This window comes from Paraburkholderia sp. J11-2, assembly GCF_905220185.1.
In the GTDB taxonomy this organism is placed as follows: domain Bacteria; phylum Pseudomonadota; class Gammaproteobacteria; order Burkholderiales; family Burkholderiaceae; genus Paraburkholderia.
The window spans coordinates 274,579-294,481 of sequence record NZ_CAJMYY010000009.1 but is presented as its reverse complement, the minus strand read 5'-3'; the positions used below and the strand labels follow the sequence as shown (position 1 = coordinate 294,481).

At 63.9% G+C, this 19,903-nt stretch carries 14 protein-coding genes; 12 read left to right on the top strand and 2 right to left on the bottom strand.

What is annotated here, in order from left to right:
- The 5 genes from U5A57_RS15555 to U5A57_RS15535 all read left to right on the top strand — a co-directional run.
- Positions 1-955 (top strand): YadA family autotransporter adhesin (locus U5A57_RS15555; protein WP_321912244.1); only part of this gene is annotated, 955 nt, incomplete at its 5' end.
- 53 nt (positions 956-1,008) lie between these two features.
- Positions 1,009-1,962, top strand: coding sequence for an OmpA family protein (locus U5A57_RS15550; RefSeq protein WP_321912243.1), 954 nt, complete (start codon positions 1,009-1,011; stop codon positions 1,960-1,962).
- Positions 1,963-2,290: 328 nt separating this feature from the next.
- Positions 2,291-2,476 (top strand): hypothetical protein, encoded by a 186-nt coding sequence (locus U5A57_RS15545; RefSeq protein ID WP_321912241.1) that lies wholly within the window; start codon positions 2,291-2,293, stop codon positions 2,474-2,476.
- A gap of 306 nt (positions 2,477-2,782) precedes the next feature.
- Positions 2,783-3,013 carry a hypothetical protein gene (locus U5A57_RS15540; protein ID WP_321912239.1) on the top strand — a complete coding sequence of 77 codons (231 nt, stop codon included), beginning with the start codon at positions 2,783-2,785 and terminating at the stop codon, positions 3,011-3,013.
- A 10-nt stretch (positions 3,014-3,023) separates the two neighbouring features.
- A complete protein-coding gene (locus tag U5A57_RS15535) occupies positions 3,024-3,659 on the top strand; it encodes a response regulator transcription factor (protein WP_321912233.1) in 636 nt (211 codons plus the stop codon).
- A 42-nt stretch (positions 3,660-3,701) separates the two neighbouring features.
- Here the strand turns inward: U5A57_RS15535 and U5A57_RS15530 are convergent, their stop codons facing one another.
- Complete coding sequence (locus U5A57_RS15530) at positions 3,702-4,592, bottom strand: LysR family transcriptional regulator (protein WP_321912232.1); 891 nt, start codon at positions 4,590-4,592, stop codon at positions 3,702-3,704.
- 161 nt (positions 4,593-4,753) lie between these two features.
- On the opposite strand from U5A57_RS15530, the gene U5A57_RS15525 reads away from it, so the two are divergent.
- The 6 genes from U5A57_RS15525 to U5A57_RS15500 all read left to right on the top strand — a co-directional run bounded on the left by U5A57_RS15525 (position 4,754) and on the right by U5A57_RS15500 (position 17,070).
- Positions 4,754-6,688 carry an alkyl/aryl-sulfatase gene (locus tag U5A57_RS15525; protein WP_321912230.1) on the top strand — a complete coding sequence of 645 codons (1,935 nt, stop codon included), beginning with the start codon at positions 4,754-4,756 and terminating at the stop codon, positions 6,686-6,688.
- Positions 6,689-6,746: 58 nt separating this feature from the next.
- The gene (locus tag U5A57_RS15520) at positions 6,747-10,595 is read left to right on the top strand and encodes a LuxR C-terminal-related transcriptional regulator (protein WP_321912228.1); all 3,849 of its coding nucleotides are present in this window, start codon (positions 6,747-6,749) and stop codon (positions 10,593-10,595) included.
- 141 nt (positions 10,596-10,736) lie between these two features.
- Positions 10,737-12,446: a long-chain-fatty-acid--CoA ligase gene (locus U5A57_RS15515; protein ID WP_321912226.1), complete on the top strand. Its 1,710-nt coding sequence runs from the start codon at positions 10,737-10,739 to the stop codon at positions 12,444-12,446.
- A gap of 51 nt (positions 12,447-12,497) precedes the next feature.
- Positions 12,498-13,925 (top strand): aldehyde dehydrogenase family protein, encoded by a 1,428-nt coding sequence (locus tag U5A57_RS15510; RefSeq protein ID WP_321912224.1) that lies wholly within the window; start codon positions 12,498-12,500, stop codon positions 13,923-13,925.
- Positions 13,926-13,977: 52 nt separating this feature from the next.
- On the top strand, positions 13,978-15,663 hold the full coding sequence (locus U5A57_RS15505; protein WP_321912222.1) for a GMC family oxidoreductase: 1,686 nt from the start codon (positions 13,978-13,980) through the stop codon (positions 15,661-15,663).
- Positions 15,664-15,753: 90 nt separating this feature from the next.
- The gene (locus U5A57_RS15500; RefSeq protein WP_321912220.1) at positions 15,754-17,070 is read left to right on the top strand and encodes an MFS transporter; all 1,317 of its coding nucleotides are present in this window, start codon (positions 15,754-15,756) and stop codon (positions 17,068-17,070) included.
- 128 nt (positions 17,071-17,198) lie between these two features.
- Here the strand turns inward: U5A57_RS15500 and U5A57_RS15495 are convergent, their stop codons facing one another.
- Complete coding sequence (locus tag U5A57_RS15495) at positions 17,199-18,329, bottom strand: porin (RefSeq protein ID WP_321912218.1); 1,131 nt, start codon at positions 18,327-18,329, stop codon at positions 17,199-17,201.
- Positions 18,330-18,686: 357 nt separating this feature from the next.
- On the opposite strand from U5A57_RS15495, the gene U5A57_RS15490 reads away from it, so the two are divergent.
- Positions 18,687-19,889: an acyl-CoA dehydrogenase gene (locus tag U5A57_RS15490; protein WP_321912217.1), complete on the top strand. Its 1,203-nt coding sequence runs from the start codon at positions 18,687-18,689 to the stop codon at positions 19,887-19,889.
- The last annotated feature ends 14 nt before the right edge of the window (positions 19,890-19,903 follow it).

The window sequence follows — 19,903 nt, the reverse complement described above, 5'->3', positions numbered from 1 at the left end:
GGGTACGCGTGTCCTGACGGGTGTGTCGAACGGTGCGGTGAACGCATCGAGTGTGGACGCGGTGAACGGTTCGCAGCTGTACGCGACGAACCAGAGCATCACGACCCTGCAAGGCCAGATGGCCGATGCGGTGACGTACGACTCGTCGGCGCACGACTCGGTCACGCTGGGGGGCGCCGGTTCCACCACGCCGGTCACGATCCACAACGTGGCGGCCGGTACGGCCGACACCGACGCGGTGAACGTTGGTCAGATGAACGCGGCGATTGCGACGGTCACCAACATCGCTGACAACGCAACCGACCCGATGTTCTCGGCGAACGGTGACCGCAACACCGAAGCGGCAACGTCGAGCGGCACGCACTCGACGGCGGCCGGCGCGCTCTCCGTGGCGAGCGGCAACCAGGCTACGGCTATTGGTGCAAGCTCGACCGCGAGCGGTGCCCAGTCGACGGCAGTTGGCGCAGGTTCGACGGCAAGTGCAAACAACGCCGTGGCGCTGGGCGCAGGCTCGGTGGCCAATCGCGCCAACACGGTGTCGGTGGGCTCGGCGGGCAACGAACGCCAGATCACCAACGTCGCGGCCGGTACGGCGGGCACGGATGCGGTCAACGTCGACCAGTTGAACGATGCGGTCAGCAACGCAACGACCAACTCGGTCCAGCAGGCTACGCAGCAGGCGAACAACTACACGAACCAGCAGATCGGCGTCGTGCGCAAGGAGATGAACTCGCTGGGTGCTGCAGCGATGGCGGCTTCGTCGTTGATCCCGAACGCACGGGCGGAAGGCAACTTCCAGATGGCCGCAGCGGCGGGTACGTACGGTGGCGAAACCGCGCTGGCGGTGGGTGCGAACTGGTACGTGTCTGATCGTCTGCTCCTGAACGCACACGTGTCGAAGTCGACGGGCGGCGGCAGCGTCGGCGCCTCGGTTGGCGCGACGTTCGGGTTCTGATCGACCGTGACCCAGGCCCGCCACGGGAAACCGTGGCGGGCACGGAGAAATTCATGAAAAAAACCTTGATATGCGGCGCGCTCCTGGCCACGTTGGCGAGCGCACACGCGTTCGCCAGCGTGGGCAGCGACGTTGAGGCGCTGATGCCCGCCGCGCAAAAAATCGCCGACCCGTATCAGCGCGGGCTGGCCGAAGGCTGGCTCGACATGGCTGAACGTCAGGACAGCCATATCCTCGTGTCGAGCGTCTACAACGACGCGGCCGCGCGTGCGCTGAATAACGGCCGTCATTTCATCGACGGCAGCGTACCGTTCCAGCCGATCTACAGTCAGAAAAACTGGCCGCCGGTGGAGACGCGCGAAAAGTGGGTGAAGGCGCTGCAGGAAATCGAGCGCACGAACGAGCGGGCTGCGAAGTCGCCGTGCCGCGACGAAGATGCAGGGCGTCTTTCCGCATTGACTGACGAGGCGTGGAAAGAGCAGGATGAAACGCACGGCACGCACTGGGTCCACGGATGGGAGTCGATCGAGCGCGCGCAGCAACTCGCGCAGAAGGTCGACAAAGAACTCGACCGGTGCGCGCCGCAGCCCGTGCCGGTGGCCCCAGTGGCAGTGGCAGTGGTGGCGCCGGCGGTGCTGGCGAAGCCGGTCACGCTGGCGGCCGATGCGCTCTTTGACTTCGACAGCGCCGTGCTCAAGCCGGAAGGCCATCGCGAGGTCGAACTGCTCGCCAAACAGGTGCGTGACGCGGGCATCAAGCTCGACGTGCTCACGGTGAAGGGCTATACCGACCGCTTCGGGTCGGTGGCCCATAACCGGCGTCTCTCGCAGCAACGGGCGCAGGCCGTGGTCGATGCGCTCAAGGCGGAGGGCGTGAGCGCCGATCGCTTCGCTATTGAAGGGCTCGGCGCCGCCAATGCGGTGGTGCAGTGTCCGGGCAAGAAGGCGACGCCTTCCGTGGTCGCATGTCTCAAGCCGAACCGGCGCGTGGAGATATCCGCGAAGTAGCCTTCGGGAATTTCAATCTGAAATCGTTCGTCATCCTGCACGATCATCGGCATGCCTCATGAGGTTTGTTGATCGTCAGGATGAGTCATATGCATGCAAGTGTCCTGTCTGATCGGCAGCCTGGACGAGGCATGAATGTGCCCGGAAAACAGAGATGTAGCCGCCGTGTTGATGAGCGGCGTTCGAAGTCGTCGATAGAAGTGAACGCCTTAAACGCAGGAAGCACTTGCGTTGAATGGTGGGAACAAACCGATTGGTTTGTTGGACGGAAAGTGCGAGTCTCCGGTTGAAATTCATCGGGGAATAGTATTTGTTTGAGTGCAATAAAATGATGAAGATACACCGGTCTGCCACCATCGCTGCATTGCTTGCTTTCAGCAAACTCGCAGCGCAGGATCAGGACTATATGCTCGCTATGGTTAATCAATATCTGCTTGCGTTGCCTCTGCAAAAGCGCTTGATGGTCGAGAGCTGGAAAGACGAGGCAATCCGAAATGGCGATGAAGTTCAATAGAGACTGCCTGTATCGGACGCAATTCATGCAATAACCAACGACGCTTCTCAGCGTCGTTGGCTTATTTCGTAGCGAGATTTTCTGATCAGGACGGCGGGCGTCCATTCGTAGCTGGCGCCCCACGCCCCATACGGCAAGCGACTGATTCGCGCCATATTCCCGGTCCCAAGACCTATATGCGCCATGCATCTGTACCGGGTGCGTCGGCGGGTCGCACCCGGTACAGGACTTGTCTGGGGCAATCGGACGATCCACTTTTTTATCCTGATTTCTGTCGTCAAACCACTCCGTGGCGGAAAAGAAATCATGAGCCCATTCGCATTGGTCGATGTTGCGAGCATTCGCGACAGCTTTCAGATCGACTCAGCACTGACATCTGAAATGCCGAATTTCGGTGAGCCGGCACTCGATCAGGAGCATGCGCTAGCCGAGGCAATGGAGCATCACGCGGGGCTGCTTATCCTGATCGGCACAACAACCCTGGCGGTAATGGCTTCGTTCGCCGTGCTGCTTATTCTCCAGATTTTGTTTGCCTAGCCGACATGCTATGGATTCAAAGGAAAAGATCCGCGTTATCCTGGCAGATGGCTTACCGTTGGCGATTGCCGGCGCACGGTATTTTCTCGCTGGCGTCGATACGATTGATGTTGTTGGGACTGCCAGAAATTCGGGAGAAGTCGTAGAAGTGCTGGACCGCTCGGCATGCGACATACTGGTTTCGGATTACATCATGCCTGCCGGAAAGTACGGCGATGGCCTCGCATACTTTGCCTTCCTGAGGCGACGCTTCCACGATCTGAAGATCATTGCGTACACCGCTGTCAATGATCCCTCGTTGCTCGCTGAAATGGCTCGTTTAGGGGTGCGTTCCGTGGTCGGCAAGACGAGCGAGATGGAACAACTGGCTTTCGCAATAGAGACTGTGTTTGCCGGCCAGATGGTTTTTCCAGAACCTGGTGGAACCGGTCAAGGCGACTCGCGGGGACTCAGCGCGAAGGAGGTAGAGGTCGTGCGTCTTTTCGCATCGGGGTTTACAGCCGATGAGATCTCTCGAAAAATATGTCGAAGCAGAAAGACGGTAAGTTCGCACAAGGCCAATGCCAAGCAGAAACTCGGTATTAAAAGCGATGCCGGCCTGTTTTCTTCAATCTTTATGCCTGGCCTATTTGCAGCGACCATCTAATCCTGGCGCGTCACATTACGATTCAAGAATCGACGAAGGCCCTCAGCTCACCGCCTCGATCGTGGCAATCGCTTTCTCCGCTGCTGGCGACAGCGTTCGTTGCGCAAGATAAGCAATCGAGTATTGCACCTTAAGATCCTGGAGGTCTTCAACGTGCAGCTGAACGAGTGTGCCCGACGCGAGTTCATCTTCCAGCGCGCGGTTCGGCGCGATCAAAACGACGTCCTCGTGGCGAGCGAGCTGCGTCAAAGCGCGAAAATCGTTGCTCTCCACGCGCGTTGCTACGTCTTCTCCCGGGCGGCATCGAAGCAGGGTTCGCCAGAGTTCGTGTGCGGCGACCGGCAGTGGGACCGAAGCCAGCCTGGCTTCGCGGATCTGCGCCAGCTCGACCGGACTCCCACACAGCGGATGATCGGGCCGCACGAAAAAGCCAATCGGTTCGGGCGTCAGCGGACGCACTTCCATTTCAACGGTTAGCGGCATCAGGCGGTTTGCGCTCAGCACGAAATCCAGCTGCTCCGACTGCAGCGCCGCGAACAACGCTTCGCTGTTGCTGACTTCCGCATTGACGCGCAGATTGGGCCAGTTGCGTTGCATGGTCCTGAGCACGCGCGACAGCAGAATGGCGGCTGGAAACGGGCCAAGCCCGAAGCGCACGCTGCCCATTTCATGCTGTTGTACGAGTTGCAGGTCTCGCTCGAGACAGCTCGCCTCGAACAGAATGCGCCTTGCGCGCTCGAGCACCATCCGTCCTGTCGATGTCAGTGTCACGCCACGCGCGCCACGATCGAAGAGCGCCATGCCAGCCTCGTCCTCCAGAGTCTGGATGCTGCGCGTCAACGCGGGTTGAGTGAGATTGACGCGCCGCGCTGCCGCCGCCAGCGTGCCTTCCTCGACGACCGCCACTAGATGTTCCAGTCGCTTAAGGTTCATCGATTAACCTTTTTTGCATGGCTCGAATAAAAAACTTTCATTTGAATTATATGTCGACTGCGGATGAAATGTAGCCATCCGGCCGTTCTGGTCTATCCGACCCTCACGGCTTCTCCATCGCACTGCTCATACGAAATGACGCGGTACCCGGACCCCTGAACATGTCGACTATCCAGCAAAACTCACCGACCGAAAACGAGCGCGCAGCGCGCTTCGCCACGCCGTCGACCGTAGCGGCCCACCAGCAGGCTATTCGCGAACTGCCCCCCGAAGACCATATGGACGAGGAGGAGGCGAGGCGCGGGTTCATTGGCACGGTACCCGACGCCGAAGTGCGCGACGCCTACGGCAGGCTGGTGTGGAGCGTGGCCGACTACGGCTTCCTGAGGGACCCCGTCGCTCCGGCAACCGCGCACCCGTCATTGTGGCGCCAGGCGCGGCTCAACCTCATTCACGGACTCTTCAAGGTGACCGAGCGCATCTATCAGGTGCGCGGCTTCGATCTGTCGAACATGACGATTATCGAGGGAGATTCGGGGCTCATCATCATCGATCCGTTGACCTGCCGGGAAACGGCGGAAGCGGCGCTTGACCTGTACCTGAGCCACCGGCCGGCGAAACCCGTCGTCGCCGTGATCTACAGCCACAGTCATGCCGATCATTTCGGCGGCGTGAAGGGCGTGACGACGGAGCCCGACGTGCGTGCCGGCAAGGTAGCCGTGATCGCGCCGTTCGGGTTCATGGAAGAAGCCGTGTCCGAGAACGTCATGGCGGGCACCGTCATGTGGCGGCGTGCGCAGTTCCAGGGCGGCTCCACGCTCGCGCGCAACGCCTGTTGCCAGATCGATGCGGGGCTTGGCAAGACCGGGCCGAGAGGCACCGTCACGCTGATCGAGCCCACGCAGTTGATTCGCGAACTGACCGAGACGCACGTGATCGATGGCATCGAGATCGTGTTTCAGCTGACGCCGGAAAGCGAGGCGCCCGCGGAAATGCACTTCTTCTTTCCGCAATTGCGTGCGCTGAACTTGGCCGAGAATGGCACGCGCACACTGCACAATCTCTGCCCGCTGCGCGGCGCGCAGGTCCGCAATGCGAAATTGTGGTCGAACTATCTGAACGAGTCGCTCGAGCGCTATGCGCCTCATGCCGACGTGGTGTTTGCCCAGCACCATTGGCCCACCTGGGGCAATGCGCGAATCGCTGCGTTCATCGAGCAGCAACGCGATCTCTACAAATTCCTGCACGATCAGACCGTGCGCATGATGAATCACGGTCTCACCGGCATCGAGATCGCGGAACAGATGCGCCTGCCCGATAGTCTCGCTTCGCAATGGCACGCGCGGGGCTACTATGGAACGGTTTCGCACAACGTCAAGGCGATCTACCAGTTTTACCTAAGCTGGTACGACGGCAATCCGAGCAACCTGCACGCGTTGCCGCCGGAGATGGCGGGTCCGCGCTACGTCGAGTACATGGGCGGAGCGCAAGCCATGATCGAGCGCGCGCATCGCGACTTCGAGCGTGGCGAATACCGCTGGGTCGCGCAGGTCATGAATCACCTGGTCTTCGCCGAATCCGGGAACCGCGAGGCGCGCGAGCTGTGCGCGGCGGCGCTCGAGCAGATGGGCTTTCAGGCCGAATCGGCGACGTGGCGCAACGCGTTCCTGCTGGGCGCCCGCGAACTGCGCGAGGGCCGCGCAAGCACGGCGGCGGTCAATCCGCGCAGCGCCGACATGGTGTGCGCGATCAGCGACACGCTGTTCTTCGACTACCTCGCGATACGCGTGGATGGTCTCAAGGCCCAGCACCTGCGTAGCCGTATCGCGTGGCATTTCACCGATACGGGCAAACGCTATGCGCTCAATCTCCAGCACGGCGCGCTAACGCATTCGGAAACGCCGCATGCCATGCCTGCGCATGTGACGGTGTCCATGTCCCGCGCGACGCTGAACCGGATCCTTCTGGCGGAGATCACGTTTCCGGACGCCATCGCGCAAGGGCATATCGGGCTCGACGGCGAGGCGGCGCGCTTTACGGCGTTGCTGGCCACGCTGGACCGCTTCAGCGGGGATTTCAACGTCGTGGAGCCGTAAGGATAACGATCCCACACGCGTTTCGCAATCCTGAACACTAACTTTTTCCCGTACGATCATGCGCGTCGCTCCTCCCGTCGCTCTATCTTCCGCCGAGCGTGATGAACTCCTTGCGCTCGTGGCTTCGACCACTGACAATGCGAAACTCGCTCAGCGCGCTCGAATCGTGCTAATGGCTGCCGACGGCGTGCAGAACAAGCTTATCGCGCACGACCTGGGCATTGGCCGCGTGCAGGTGGCGCGCTGGCGCGAGCGGTACGTGCGTTCGCGTATCGCCGGGATCAAGGAGGAACTGCCTCGGGGCGCGCCGCCCGTCAAGGTCGACGTCGCACGGCTCGTCTCGCTCACGACCGAAGCGCCGGGCAACGGCGACAAGGCCTGGAGCACGCGCAAGCTCGCGGCGGAACTGGGCGTGAGCGCGGCGAGTGTTTCGCGGCACTGGCGGGCAACGGGCATTGCGCCTGCAGTGGGAAGCGCGCGGCAGGGTGACGGGCTACTGGAGTTGTACGGCCGGAACGTTGCGATTGTTGGGCTCTATATCGCACAGCCGGAGCACGCACTCGTGTTCGCTGTGGATGACAGGGTCGACGTTCGCGTCGCAGACGAGCCAGCGCGGGCGCCTGGCGTGGCGCGCCCGGTTCATGCCTGGCAGCGTCACCTGGCGACATCGCTGATTACGGCGCTCAGGGCGTTGATGAGTGGTAGCGGCGGGACCCACGTCAACGTGCGGCGCCATGTGTCGTGGCTTGGCTTCCTCGGCGAACTCGAGACGCGGCTGGAGCCGGGAAAGCGGTTGCTCGTTGTCGCGGACAATCACCTGTCCCATCATCATCCGGCGGTCCAGCAGTGGCTTGGCGGCCGCGAGCATTTTCAGGTCCAGCTCGCGCCGAACGGCAGCGCTTGGCTGCGTTTACTGCAGGGCTACCTGCGCGACGCGCAGTCCGGACTTTGCGCAGGGGGCTTGCCGGAGCATATCGCCGAAGTCCTGTCGTTCATCGAGAAGCAGCGCGCCACGCATGGGGCGCGCGCGTTTCACTGGTTCATGAATGCGTACGGCGCGGAGGCGCTTCCTTTGGCGGGTTTCGGAGACGACGTTTCTCTGGACGCGCAGTTCGAGCAGGCAGTGCCGATAGAGGATGCCGCGCCGGCCACGGGCTATCCGATGAGCGACGAGGCGCAGCCCGATCGCGCAGTGCGGCCCGTCGCCAGTACCAAGCTGCTGCCTCCGCGCGGCACGCGGCGCATGATGTCGCGCGACGCCCTCATGACGCGCCTGCTCGAAGCGCGGCGCCACCGTTGCGTCGTGATCCAGGGGCAGGCTGGCAGCGGCAAGACCAGTACGATGATTGCGTGGCGCAAGTCGCTCATCTTGATGGGCTTCGACGTGAGCTGGTTGTCGCTTTCGAGCGAGGACAACGAGCCTGCCAGGTTCTTCGACTGCCTTCTTGCGAGCATCGCGGAGGCCGACCCTGTCGTCGTGCGAGACGCTGCATTGCTGGTCGCGCAGGGAAGCGACGATACGGCGATCGAGCACTGGGTCATCACGCTCGTGCAGGCGCTCGGCAAGCGTCAGCGGCACATCATGCTGATGATCGACGATCTGCATCACGTCAGCGATCCGCGTATTTTCGAAGCGCTCCAATGGCTGCTCGACTATGCGCCGCCCCAGTTGCATCTCGCGCTGTGCTCGCGCAGCGCGCTTGCGCTTTCGCTCGACCGGCTGCGATCGCAAGGCGTCGTGAGCGAGTTCGACATGCGCGACCTGCGCTTTAGCGAAGCGGAATCGGAACGCTATCTGCGCGAGCAGCTCGGCTCGATTGAACCGCGCGACGCGGCTTCGTTGCATGCGCTGACCGACGGCTGGGTGGCCGGGCTGCAGTTATTCGTGGTCGACCTGCGCACGCGCCAAGGGAGCGATTATCCCGTGGTGAAAGTGCACGATCCGCGTACCTTCGCCAGCTATTTCGAATGCGAAGTGCTGTTGCGGCTCGCAGCGGATGACCTTGACATGCTGACTCGCGTGGCCGTGTGCCATCGCTTCAGCGCGCCGCTCTGTGCAAGCGTCGTCGGCCGGGAAGAAGCGCTGTCTCAGATCCGCGCGCGGCTCGCGCAGCTGGAAGGCGACAATCTGTTCATCACGCAGGTGGGCAGTCACGACCGCGAGATCTGGTACCGCATTCATCCGCTGCTGCGCGAAACGTTGCTGACACGGCTCGCGGAACGCGACGCCGAGGCGTTGCGTTGTGCGCACGCCGTGGCGTGGCGCTGGTTCGAAGCGCATGGCCAGATCGACGATGCCGTGTTCCATGCCGTCAAGGCCGGAGACCCGGCCGCCGCGGCCAGCATGGTCGAGCGGTGCGCGCAGGCGCTGCTGGCTCAGGGCGAGCTGAACCAGTTATCGGGCCTCCTGCGGATGTTGCCGCTCGAACTAGTCCAGAAACGCTTTGCACTGCATATCGTGATGGCGTACGTCCATCTCTATTCGCGCAATTTCCAGGCACTCGGGCGCAGCCTCGATCAGCTCGAAGCGGCTTCGGGTTCGCTCGACGCGCGGCAGCGTTATACGCTGCGCCTGCTGCGGGCCGGCCTCGCGCTCCAGCAGGACGACACTGACGCGGTCGTCGCCATGCTGCCCGAGCTGCGCGCGATACCGGACGACGCCGACGACTTCGCGTGGAACGGCCGCGGCAACGTGCTTTCCTGGCTGCACATGGCACGCGGTGAATACGACGAAGCGCGCGCCGTGCTCGACGACATGGGGCGGCGCGCGGGCGCGCCGCGCAGCAGCCTGCTCGGCCGTTGCATGGGGGCGCTGAGCCTCTCGATGGAAGGGCGCGTCAAGGAGGCGGAGAAGATCATCCGGGAAGTGCTCGACGAGGCCGAGCGCCAGGGGCCGCCTTACGTGGGCGTGGCGTGCATGGCGGCCAGTCTGCTGGCCGACACGCTCTACGAGCTCAACGATATCGAGGCGGCGTGCCAGTTGCTCGAACCGCGAATCGGCATGCTCGAACGAGTGTCGCTGCCCGAAATCGTCATGCGCGCGTTCACCGTGCTCTCCAACGCGCACTGGGCGGCGGGGCGGCGAACCCAGGCTTGCGCCTGGCTGGACCGTCTCGAATCGTATGCCGGGCGCTACGGCCTTGACCGCGTGCTGGCGGAAGCGCTCGTGCTCCGTTTGCGCAGACATCTGGAGCAGGTGGAAACTGAGCGGGCCAATATCGTGGTGGAACGCCTCGCCACGCTTGAAATGCGCTATGCGGGCGCGGGACCGGACATGGCGGCGCGAATCCGCTTTGCTGCCGCCCGCGCATGCGTGGAAATGTGCCTGCACACCGGCGACTACGCGGGTCTCGTCGGCCGTCTCGAAGCGCTGGTTGCCACCGCGGAGCAGAACGGACGCCGCCGCCTTTCCACGGCGCTTCGGCTCCAACTGGCGATGGCGCAGCATGGCGTGGGCAATGAGCCTGCTGCGGGCAATGCGTTCGTTCAGGCGTTACGGCAGGGACATGCGCTTGGCCTCGTGCGCACACTGCTCGATGTCGCGGCAAGCGCGCCTGGCATGTTTGCCGCACTGGCCCACCAGACGGTAGCCGATCCCGTGCTTGCGTTTTACGGTGAACGCTTGCGCGCCGCGCAGACGTGCGCAGCGGTTGCGCCCGTGCCACGGGTGCCGACTGCCGTCGCGCCCGTCGACGCCTTGAGCGAGCGCGAGCGCGAGATTCTTGCGTTGCTCGCGCAGGCCATGTCGAACAAGAAGATCGCCACGGTGCTGAACGTGTCGGCCGAAACGGTGAAATGGCATCTGAAGAACATCTACCTGAAGCTTGGCGTTGGCGGGCGGGGTGGCGCGGCGGCGCGTTTTCGCGATCTTCGCGCGAGCCAGGCCGAGGCACACGAGGCGTCGTAACGTCTGGCCGCGGGTGCGGCGAGACATATGAATAAGCACTGCCACCCTTGCCCCCCGCGTCGGGGAGTGAAGCGCCGCAGGCGGCCAGCGATGATGCAAACAACCGGGACGCCGTCCCGCCCAACCTTGTGACCCACCGCCATGGCGCGATTGACACGACACTACGCACACTGGCCCGAGGGCGTGCCCCATACGCTGCGGGCGCCCGAGTCCAACCTGTTCAGCTTCCTGGCTGCCAGCGCCGTGCGCTGCCCCGAGAAAACCGCGATCGATTACTACGGCGCGCAGATGAGCTACCGCACGCTGCACGAAGCCGTGCTCAAGCTCGCCGGCTACATGCAGCAGCGTCTTTCAGTGCGCAGCGGCGAGCGCGTGCTGCTGCTCATGCAGAACTGCCCGCACTTTGCCATCGCGTATTACGCGGTGCTGCGCTGCGGCGCGGTCGTCGTGCCCGCTAATCCCATGAGCACCGCCGCCGAAGTGGCCTACTACGCAGCCGACTCCGGTGCGCGCGTCGCCATCACCACCCAGGATATGCTGCCGCGCCTCACGCCGCTCCTGGAGAGCGGTGCGCTCGCCGGGTGTATCGTCGGTGCGTGTTCCGAGTTCGCAGGCGAGCCGCGCGACGTGCCGTTCATGGAGATTCCCGCCTTCGTGCGCGAGCCGCGCCAGCGCCTCACGCAAACCGGAGTGCACGAATTTTCCGGCGCGCTCGCCGCCGGCATCGCGCCCACGCCGCTGGCCGACGGCGCGGATCTGGCCGTGATCGGCTACACCTCGGGCACCACGGGCGAGCCCAAAGGCGCGATGCTCAGCCACCGCGCGTTTTCGTACGTGGTCAGCCAGCGCGTGCTGTGGTTCTCCGACGACCCCGATCGCAGCGATCTGATCACCCTGCCGGTGAGCCACGTGGCGGGCATGTGCGCGCTCAACCAGGCGTTGGTGCAGGGCCGCACCATGGTGCTACTCGCGCGCTGGGACGCCTCCGCTGTGCCGCGCCTCATCGAGCACCACCGCATCGGCTGCTGGGCCGCGGTTACGCCCATGCTCGTCGAATTGCTCGGGCGTCCGGAACTGGCGCAGCACGACACTTCCTCGCTGCGGCGCCTGTATGGCGGCGCCACCGCGATGCCGGAGGCCGTGGCGCGCCAGATCGAGCAGCGCCTGGGCGTGCCCTATATCGAGTGCTATGGCATGACCGAGACTTGCGGCAGCACGCACATGAACCCGCCAGAGGCGCCGCGCCAGCAGTGCGCGGGCATTCCCCAGATCAACGTCGACGCGCGTGTGATCGACCCGGACGGCGGCGCCGAGCTTGGGCCGAACCAGCCCGGCGAACTCGTGATGCATACCCCGACGCAGTTCGAAGGCTATTGGGGGCGGCCCGACGCGAGCGAGGCGGCGTTCGTTGAGATCGAGGGCAAGCGCTTCGTGCGCACCGGCGACATCGGCCACTACGACGAGGACGGTTACTTCTACATCACCGACCGCCTCAAGCGAATGATCAACGCGTCGGGGCTGAAGGTGTGGCCGGCGGAGATCGAGTCGCGCCTGCACGGCCACCCGGCGGTGCAGGAAGCGTGCGTGATCTCGGCACACGATGCGCACCGGGGCGAGACGGTCAAGGCACTGGTGGTGCTGCGCGAGGCGGCGCGCGATACGCTCACGCCCGAGGCGCTGATGGAGTGGGCGCGCACCTGCATGGCGGCCTACAAGGTGCCGCGCCAGATCGAGTTCGTCGAGACGCTGCCGCGCTCGGCTGCCGGCAAGCTGCTCTGGCGCATCGTTCAGGACCATCAGAACCAGCTCGACAGCAAGGCGAATCTCGCATCACCGACAGAGCGCAGCTAAAGCGCCAACCCGGACCGGCAGCGCGCCGGGCCCCATGGACAGGAGACGGCATTGAAGCAATTGAAGCAGTTTTACATCGACGGTTCGTGGGTCGAGCCGTCGTCGCCCGCGACGTACGTGGATATCGTCGATCCCGCCACGGAAGGCGTGGTCGGTACGCTCGCAATGGGCGGCCCAGAAGATGTCGAGCGTGCGGTCGCTGCGGCGCGCGCGGCGTTTCCCGCATGGTCGCGCACCAGCCGCGACACCCGGCTTGCATTGCTGGAACGCGTCGCGCAATGCTACAAGGCGCGCATGGCGGATCTCGCCGCGGCGGTGACCGAAGAAATGGGCGCGCCGTCATGGCTGAGCCGCGAATTGCACGTGCCCGCCGGACTCGGGCAGATCGCGACAACCATCGCCGCGCTCAAGGATTTTCCGTTCGAGATCCGCAGAGGCTCGACCTCGATCGTGCGCGAGCCGGTGGGTGTCGCGGCATTGATCACGCCCTGGAACTGGCCGCTCAATCAGATCGCGGCCAAGGTGGCGCCCGCGCTGGCCGCGGGTTGTACGGTCGTCCTGAAGCCGTCAGAAGCCGCGCCGCTCGATGCGTACCTCTTCGCTGAAATTCTGCACGAGGCCGGTGTGCCGCGCGGCGTGTTCAACATGGTCTATGGCGACGGTGAGCGCGTGGGCGCTGCGTTGTCCAGCCATCGCCACGTCGACATGGTTTCGATTACCGGCTCGACTCGCGCCGGCGTAGCCGTCGCCATCAACGCGGCGCCGAGCGTCAAGCGTGTGGCGCAGGAACTGGGCGGCAAATCGCCGAACCTCATTCTCGACGACGCCGACCTCGCGACTGCTGTCTCCGCTGGCGTGGTGAGCTGCATGATGAACTCGGGGCAGACCTGCATTGCGCCCACGCGCATGCTGGTGCCTCGGCAACACTACGCGGCAGCGATCGACATTGCGGCGGCCACCGCGTCTGCGCTGAGCGTGGGCGATCCGCGCGAAGCGGCGAACAAGCTGGGGCCGATGGCGAACCGCGCCCAGTTCGAACGTGTCCAGCAGATGATCGCAACCGGAGTGGACGAAGGCGCGCGACTCGTCGCGGGCGGCACGGGGCGACCCGATGGCCTCGCACGCGGCTTCTACGTCAAACCCACGATATTCGCGGACGTGCACGCGCACATGACGATCGCCCGCGAAGAGATCTTCGGTCCCGTTCTCGTGATGCTTTCCTACGAGGACGAGGCGCACGGCATCGCCTTGGCGAACGACACCGACTACGGACTCGCCGCCTACGTGTGGTCCGCCGATGCCGCGCGTGCGAAGCGCGTGGCAAGCGAGTTGCGCGCGGGCGCCGTGCTGATCAACGGCGCGCGCATGGACCTGAGTGCGCCGTTCGGCGGTTACAAGAGTTCGGGCAACGGGCGCGAGTTCGGCGAATACGGCATTGCGGAATTCCTCGAGTTCAAGTCGGTGGTCGGAGCCGCATAGTGACGCGCGCCGTAAATGGATACGGTGTTAGCATAACGATATGGAATGCTAAATGATAAACAACGGGAAAAAGATAGCTCCCCCGTATGCAGTGGCCGAGTTCGACTATATCGTCGTCGGGGCGGGTTCGGCGGGATGCGCCGTGGCGAGCCGGCTTGCCGGGGACGAGGGCGTGACGGTGGCGTTGCTAGAAGCGGGGCCGCACGATCACCACTACACCGTCTGGACCCCCATCGGCATCGCGAAGACGGCGGGCCATCCGGGGTTGCGCAATTACGGGTATTACTCGGAGCCGCAGGGCGCCATGGGAGGTCGGCGCTCGTGGCAGCCGCGCGGCCGGGGCCTCGGCGGTTCGTCGTCGATCAACGCCATGGTGTACATTCGCGGCCACCGCCGCGACTACGATCACTGGGCCGAACTGGGTTGCAATGGATGGAGCTACGAGGACGTCCTGCCGTATTTCCGCCGCAGCGAGTGCAACGAGCGGTACGCAGGCCGTGACGACGATCCGTGGCACGGCGGCACAGGGCCGCTACACGTGAGCGATCTGCGCACCCCGAACCCGTTTTCCGAGCGTTTTCTGGAGGCTGCGCAGCAGGCCGGCATGCGTCTGAACCCGGACTTCAACGGCGAGACGCAGGAAGGCGCCGGGCTCTTTCAGGTCACGCAGCACAACGGCGAACGCTGGAATGCCGCACGCGCCTATCTCCATCGGGGAGACGCCAGCGATGCCGGTTTGAACGGAGGCCGCAAGGGGCTTGCCGTGCTGACCGACACTCAGGTGCTGCGCATTTGCGTCGAAGGCCGTCGGGCAGTTGGCGTGACGATCGTGCGCGACGGCGTGGAGCAAACGCTGCGGGCCCGGCGGGAAGTGATCGTGAGCGGCGGGGCCTACAACTCGCCGCAGTTGCTGATGGCGTCAGGTATCGGGCCGGCCTCCTGTCTGAGCAGTCATGGCATCGACATCGTTCACGATTTGCCGGGCGTGGGCGAAAACCTGCACGATCATCCGGACATCGTCATCAACAAGCAGGTCGATTCGACCGATCTGTTCGGCTACTCGATGCGCGGCTTCGCGCGGATATTTGGCGAAGTGTTGCGCTATCGTCGCGATCGCACGGGCATGGTGGCTTCCAACATTGCGGAGGCGGGCGCATTTGTGAAGAGCCGTCCCGATCTTGCCGAGCCCGATCTGCAACTGCACTTCACGGCGGCGATGGTGGGCGACCGGGGCGAAGGCAAGAAGAAGCCGCCGCACGGCTATTCATGCCACGCCTGCGTACTGCGGCCCCGTAGCCGGGGCCACGTCAGGCTGAGGTCAGGCGACATGCGCGACGCGCCCGTCATCGACGCGCGCCTCTTGTCCGACGAGCGCGACATGGACGGGCTGGTTGCCGGCGTGAAACTGATCCGCAGGATCTTCGCGCAGCCGGCGCTTGCCCGCGAGGGCGGACGCGAGATCGCAACGGAAGCTTTCGGCGCCGACAACACAAACGACGACGCGATCCGCGCCTTCGTTCAAACGAGAGCTGAGACCGTGTTCCACCCGGTTGGCACTTGCCGGATGGGCGTGGACGACATGGCCGTGGTCGACCCGCAACTTCGGGTACGCGGCATGGAGGGTCTGCGTGTGGTGGATGCTTCAATCATGCCCACGGTGCCGGCCGGCAACACGAATGCGCCGGCCATCATGGTGGGCGAAAAGGCGGCGGACATGATCCGCAACGCCGCGAAATAAAAAGGGCGCTCACACGGCGACTTCCGGTGCCCGGCGCCACGAGGCGCTTGCAGCGAAGCGCCGTGCGCGACGTCCCACACAGGAGACGATATGAGCACGGAATACGAGCCGTTCAAGGCATGGCGCATCGCGCTGCTGATGCTGGCCTTTCTGATGGTCAACTTTTTCGACAAGGTGGTCATCGGCTTGCTGGCCGTGCCCATCATGAACGAGCTTGCGATAACTCCCTTGCAGTTCGGCATCGTGAGCAGCAGTTTCTTCTGGTTGTTCGCGGTGGGCGGCATTGCGGGCGGCTTTCTCGCCAACCGCGTTTCCACCCGTGTCATCGCGCTCGTTCTCGCGCTTTCCTGGTCGCTGTTCCAGTTGCCGCTGCTCGTCTCGTCGTCGATGCTGGTGTTCGTGGCGTCACGCGTTGCGCTCGGCTTCACGGAGGGGCCCGCCTATCCGGTTGCCGTGCATGCGGTCTACAAATGGTTTCCGCCCAGCAAGCGGATCTTGCCCGTTTCGCTCTACGTGGCGGGCGGCAGCATCGGCTTGCTGGCCGCCGGTGTGGCTGTGCCGCTAGTGACGCGGCATTGGGGCTGGCGGGCGAATTTCGTCATGCTCTGTGGCGTAGGCGTGATCTGGTCGGCGCTATGGCTGGCTTTCGGCAAGGAAGGGCGCCTCGACGATCACCGTGCCTCGCATGCGCCGCAGGCGCGCGTTGCCTATCGCCGCTTGCTCACCGATCGCACGGTGCTTGGCAGCATGTTGCTCCAGTTCGTATCGTATTGGGGCGTCGCGCTCGGCTTCACGTGGTTGCCCGTCTATTTTCAAAAGGGTCTGTCATACGACGCGGTCGCTTCGGGACGCTACTACGCGCTCGTCATGGCAGCGGCCGTGCCGGTGTCGCTTGGCCTCTCGTTCATCGCGCAACGGCTGATCGCACGAGGCGTGCGCTCGCGGATCGCGCGCGGCTGGTACACGTCCGGTTGCCAGCTTGCGGCGGGTCTCGGTTACATGAGCCTGCTCGACGGTCACATGCCGCTCGCGCTGCGCCTTGCGATCCTGATCCTGACGTTCGGTTGCACGCCGATTGCCTACGGACTATGCCCGGCACTGCTGGCGGAAGTCACACCCGCGCCGCAACGAGGCGCGATTCTGGCGATCGGCAATTCGGTGGCGTCGCTTGCAGGCGTGATCGCGCCCGTGGTGATGGGGCGGCTCGTGCAGGGCATGCCAGGGGCGCAAGGCTACGAGGCCGGATTCGCGCTGTGCGGCGCGCTGTCGGTCGTGGGCAGCCTGATCGGCGCGGCGCTCGTTCATCCGGCGCGAACGATGGAACGCTTGCACATTGCGGCACCTGTTGCGCGGACTTTGCTGGCGATTCGACGCAAGCAATCGCCTCTGCCGGGCAGCGCTGAGTAACTGTTGCCTGAGCGCTGCGGCTCGACGATTCCGCGGGCTCCGCAATGAAACGGGCCTTGCCTGGTCTCCCAGGCAAGGCCCGTTCTGTTTTGCCAAACTGTGGGCCGCACCTTGATGCGGCCCGATGATCAGAACGTATGCCGCACGCCGAGCAGAACCGCCACCGTGCCTTTGCCCGGTGCGACCAGTTGACCGTAGGTCACCGGCACCCGCATCGTGCCCATGTTGTTCACGCCGCCTACGTCCGCGTAAAAGACGGTGCGCTTCGATACGTTGTAGTCGGCCGTGACCGCCCACGTGATCGACTTGTTCGTAGAGTTGTTCTTGTCGCGCAGATAGTACACGCCGCTCGTGACGAGGAACGCGGGCGTGAATTGATATCCCGCACCGAGCGACCAGAGGTCGTAGTCCACGAGATTCGAGTGAGCGGGACTCTTGCCGTTGCTGTAAGACCCCGATACGAAGAAGTTGCTGATCGTATATTTCGCCCCGAAATACAGCTGCTGGTTGTTGTTGACGCCAGTCGGCGCCGCGGGTGCAACCGGCGACGGGTTGGTGTCGTGCGCATCGTACCAGGCCGCTGCGAGATCGAGGCTGCCGTTCTGGTACGTGAGCACGGCGGATTCGCGCGAGCCTGCCGTCAGGCTGCCAGGCACTCCGCCGGGCGCATATTCGAGCGCCAGCTGCGCGCCCAGCAAACGGGGCGTGCGGTAGATGAGCGCGTTGCTGTCGAAGAGTGCGCCGATGGGCACGTTCGTGCTCGCGCCGGACCAGCCCGCCTGAAAGTTCATCCCGGCCCATGCGGTCAGGATGCTGCCGAAATACTGCGCGCCACGGGCGTCGGTATCGACCATGGCAATTGCGATGGGCGCAATTTGCCGGCCGACGTCGAACGAACCGAACGGCCCCGACACGCCAACGCGGGCGATCTGGTTGAACAGCGCTACGGTTCCCGCCGTGTCGGGAAGCCCGAGTGCGCCCGTGCCCGTATTGAACGCGCTTTGCAGCTTGAAGTTGATGCGATAGCCGCCGCCGAGGTCTTCGGTCCCGAGCAGGCCCCAGAAACTCGAATAAATGCCGCCGTCCTTGTAGCGGAACACCGACCCCGTATTTTGGGCGGTTGGACTTAACGTTGCGGCCGATGTGTTCTGGTACATCAACCCAGCGTCGAGTGCGCCGAACAGCGTCACCGAGCTTTGCGCGTGCGCTCCTGTTGCCATGACTGCCAGCGCGGCGGCAGCAACCGACTTCAACTTCATAGCGTCTCCTGATTGTCTTTCCGGCCACTTTTCGGGCGGCCCTTATATGTTGGCGTCCGTCGACCGGGCGAGATGCGCCAATCGGCCTGGACACCGGTAAGGTGACGCGAAATGTGCGAACCGCTGCCCCCCAACGCGGGGGGCCAAATTGCCGCACGCATAAGGCCTGTTCTGCATGCATGGAAACCTTTCGTCGTTCACGGCCTGGGGTGGCGATCCATAACGCTGTTGCCTACCTGGGCATCCTTATGAACCCCCAGCGGTGGGGGGCGTTGTCTTTCCCTATGCTCCCCTACCATGCGTCCAATCTGGCAGACGCGTGTGCGCCGCGTCTGCTCTCATTCTGGAGAGCTACGCATGGACTTTCGATCGGACCCGGGCCTCAGTGCGTTTCGCGACGAGGTGCGCGATTTTCTGCGCAAGCATTTGCCGCCGGACCTGCCGCGCCGCACCGATGGCGTGCGCTCGCCGCGCGCGCAACTGGCGCAATGGCAGCGCATTCTGAACCAGCACGGCTGGGGTGCGCCTTATTGGGCGAAAGAGCACGGTGGAACGGGCTGGAGCGTCGCGCAGCGCCTCATATTCGACGAGGAGTGCTCGACTGCGGGCTCGCCTTCGCAGGACACCTTTGCGCAAAGGCTCGTCGGTCCGGTGCTCAATCATTTCGCCACTCCCGAGCAGAAAGCGGAGCACGTGCAGGCTATTCTTCACGGCGAGCGGATCTGGTGCCAGGGATTTTCCGAACCGGGCTCCGGTTCCGATCTCGCATCGCTACGCACACAGGCCGTGCGCGAAGGCGACGAATACGTCGTGAACGGACAAAAGATCTGGACGAGCTACGGCCACGAAGCCGACTGGATTTTTCTGCTCGTGCGTACCGATACGACCGTCAAGAAGCAGGCCGGCATCAGCTTCCTGCTCGTCGACATGAAGACGCCCGGCATCACGGTGCGGCCGATCATCAGCATCGACGGCTGCCACCACCTGAACGAAACGTTCTTCGACAATGTCCGTGTGCCGGTGAGCAACCTGATCGGTGCCGAGGGCGATGGATGGAAGCTCACGAAATTCCTGCTCAACAACGAGCATGCCTCGACGGCCGATCTGCCGTCGCTGATGCGCTTCCAGCGCAAGCTGCGCAAGCTCGTGCGCGAAACGCGTTTTGACGGTGCGCCGCTGTTCGAGCGCGGCGACGTTGCCTTGCGGCTCGCCGCGCTCGAAGCCGAACTGCAGGCGATCACGGTGCTGGTGCAGCGCGTGGCCGCACTCGAGGAAGACCATAGCCCCGCCGCGCATGCGATCGGGTCGATCCTCAAGGTGCGCGGCACGGAACTGCAGCAGAAGATGAGCGCGTTTCTCGTCGAGTGCCTCGGCGACTACGGCGCGGTCGCCTGGGCCGGGCCGAGAGGCGAAGGCGCGGGCGCGCAGCCGATTCACGCGCTTCAGTCAGCAGCACGCAGTATCGCGGCCGAAATGTTTTTCCGTCGTGCCACCACGATCTATGGCGGCACAAGCGAAGTCCAGCGCGGCATTGTCGCGAAGATGATGTTTCAGTTCTGAGGGATAGGCCCGAG

What these genes read in the sequence shown, in the direction of transcription:
- U5A57_RS15550 (WP_321912243.1), top strand. Translation starts at nt 1,009, where the DNA reads ATGAAAAAAACCTTGATATGCGGCGCGCTCCTGGCCACGTTGGCGAGC.
- U5A57_RS15545 (WP_321912241.1), top strand. Translation starts at nt 2,291, where the DNA reads ATGATGAAGATACACCGGTCTGCCACCATCGCTGCATTGCTTGCTTTC.
- U5A57_RS15540 (WP_321912239.1), top strand. Translation starts at nt 2,783, where the DNA reads ATGAGCCCATTCGCATTGGTCGATGTTGCGAGCATTCGCGACAGCTTT.
- U5A57_RS15535 (WP_321912233.1), top strand. Translation starts at nt 3,024, where the DNA reads ATGGATTCAAAGGAAAAGATCCGCGTTATCCTGGCAGATGGCTTACCG.
- U5A57_RS15530 (WP_321912232.1), bottom strand. Translation starts at nt 4,592, where the DNA reads ATGAACCTTAAGCGACTGGAACATCTAGTGGCGGTCGTCGAGGAAGGC.
- U5A57_RS15525 (WP_321912230.1), top strand. Translation starts at nt 4,754, where the DNA reads ATGTCGACTATCCAGCAAAACTCACCGACCGAAAACGAGCGCGCAGCG.
- U5A57_RS15520 (WP_321912228.1), top strand. Translation starts at nt 6,747, where the DNA reads ATGCGCGTCGCTCCTCCCGTCGCTCTATCTTCCGCCGAGCGTGATGAA.
- U5A57_RS15515 (WP_321912226.1), top strand. Translation starts at nt 10,737, where the DNA reads ATGGCGCGATTGACACGACACTACGCACACTGGCCCGAGGGCGTGCCC.
- U5A57_RS15505 (WP_321912222.1), top strand. Translation starts at nt 13,978, where the DNA reads ATGATAAACAACGGGAAAAAGATAGCTCCCCCGTATGCAGTGGCCGAG.
- U5A57_RS15500 (WP_321912220.1), top strand. Translation starts at nt 15,754, where the DNA reads ATGAGCACGGAATACGAGCCGTTCAAGGCATGGCGCATCGCGCTGCTG.
- U5A57_RS15495 (WP_321912218.1), bottom strand. Translation starts at nt 18,329, where the DNA reads ATGAAGTTGAAGTCGGTTGCTGCCGCCGCGCTGGCAGTCATGGCAACA.
- U5A57_RS15490 (WP_321912217.1), top strand. Translation starts at nt 18,687, where the DNA reads ATGGACTTTCGATCGGACCCGGGCCTCAGTGCGTTTCGCGACGAGGTG.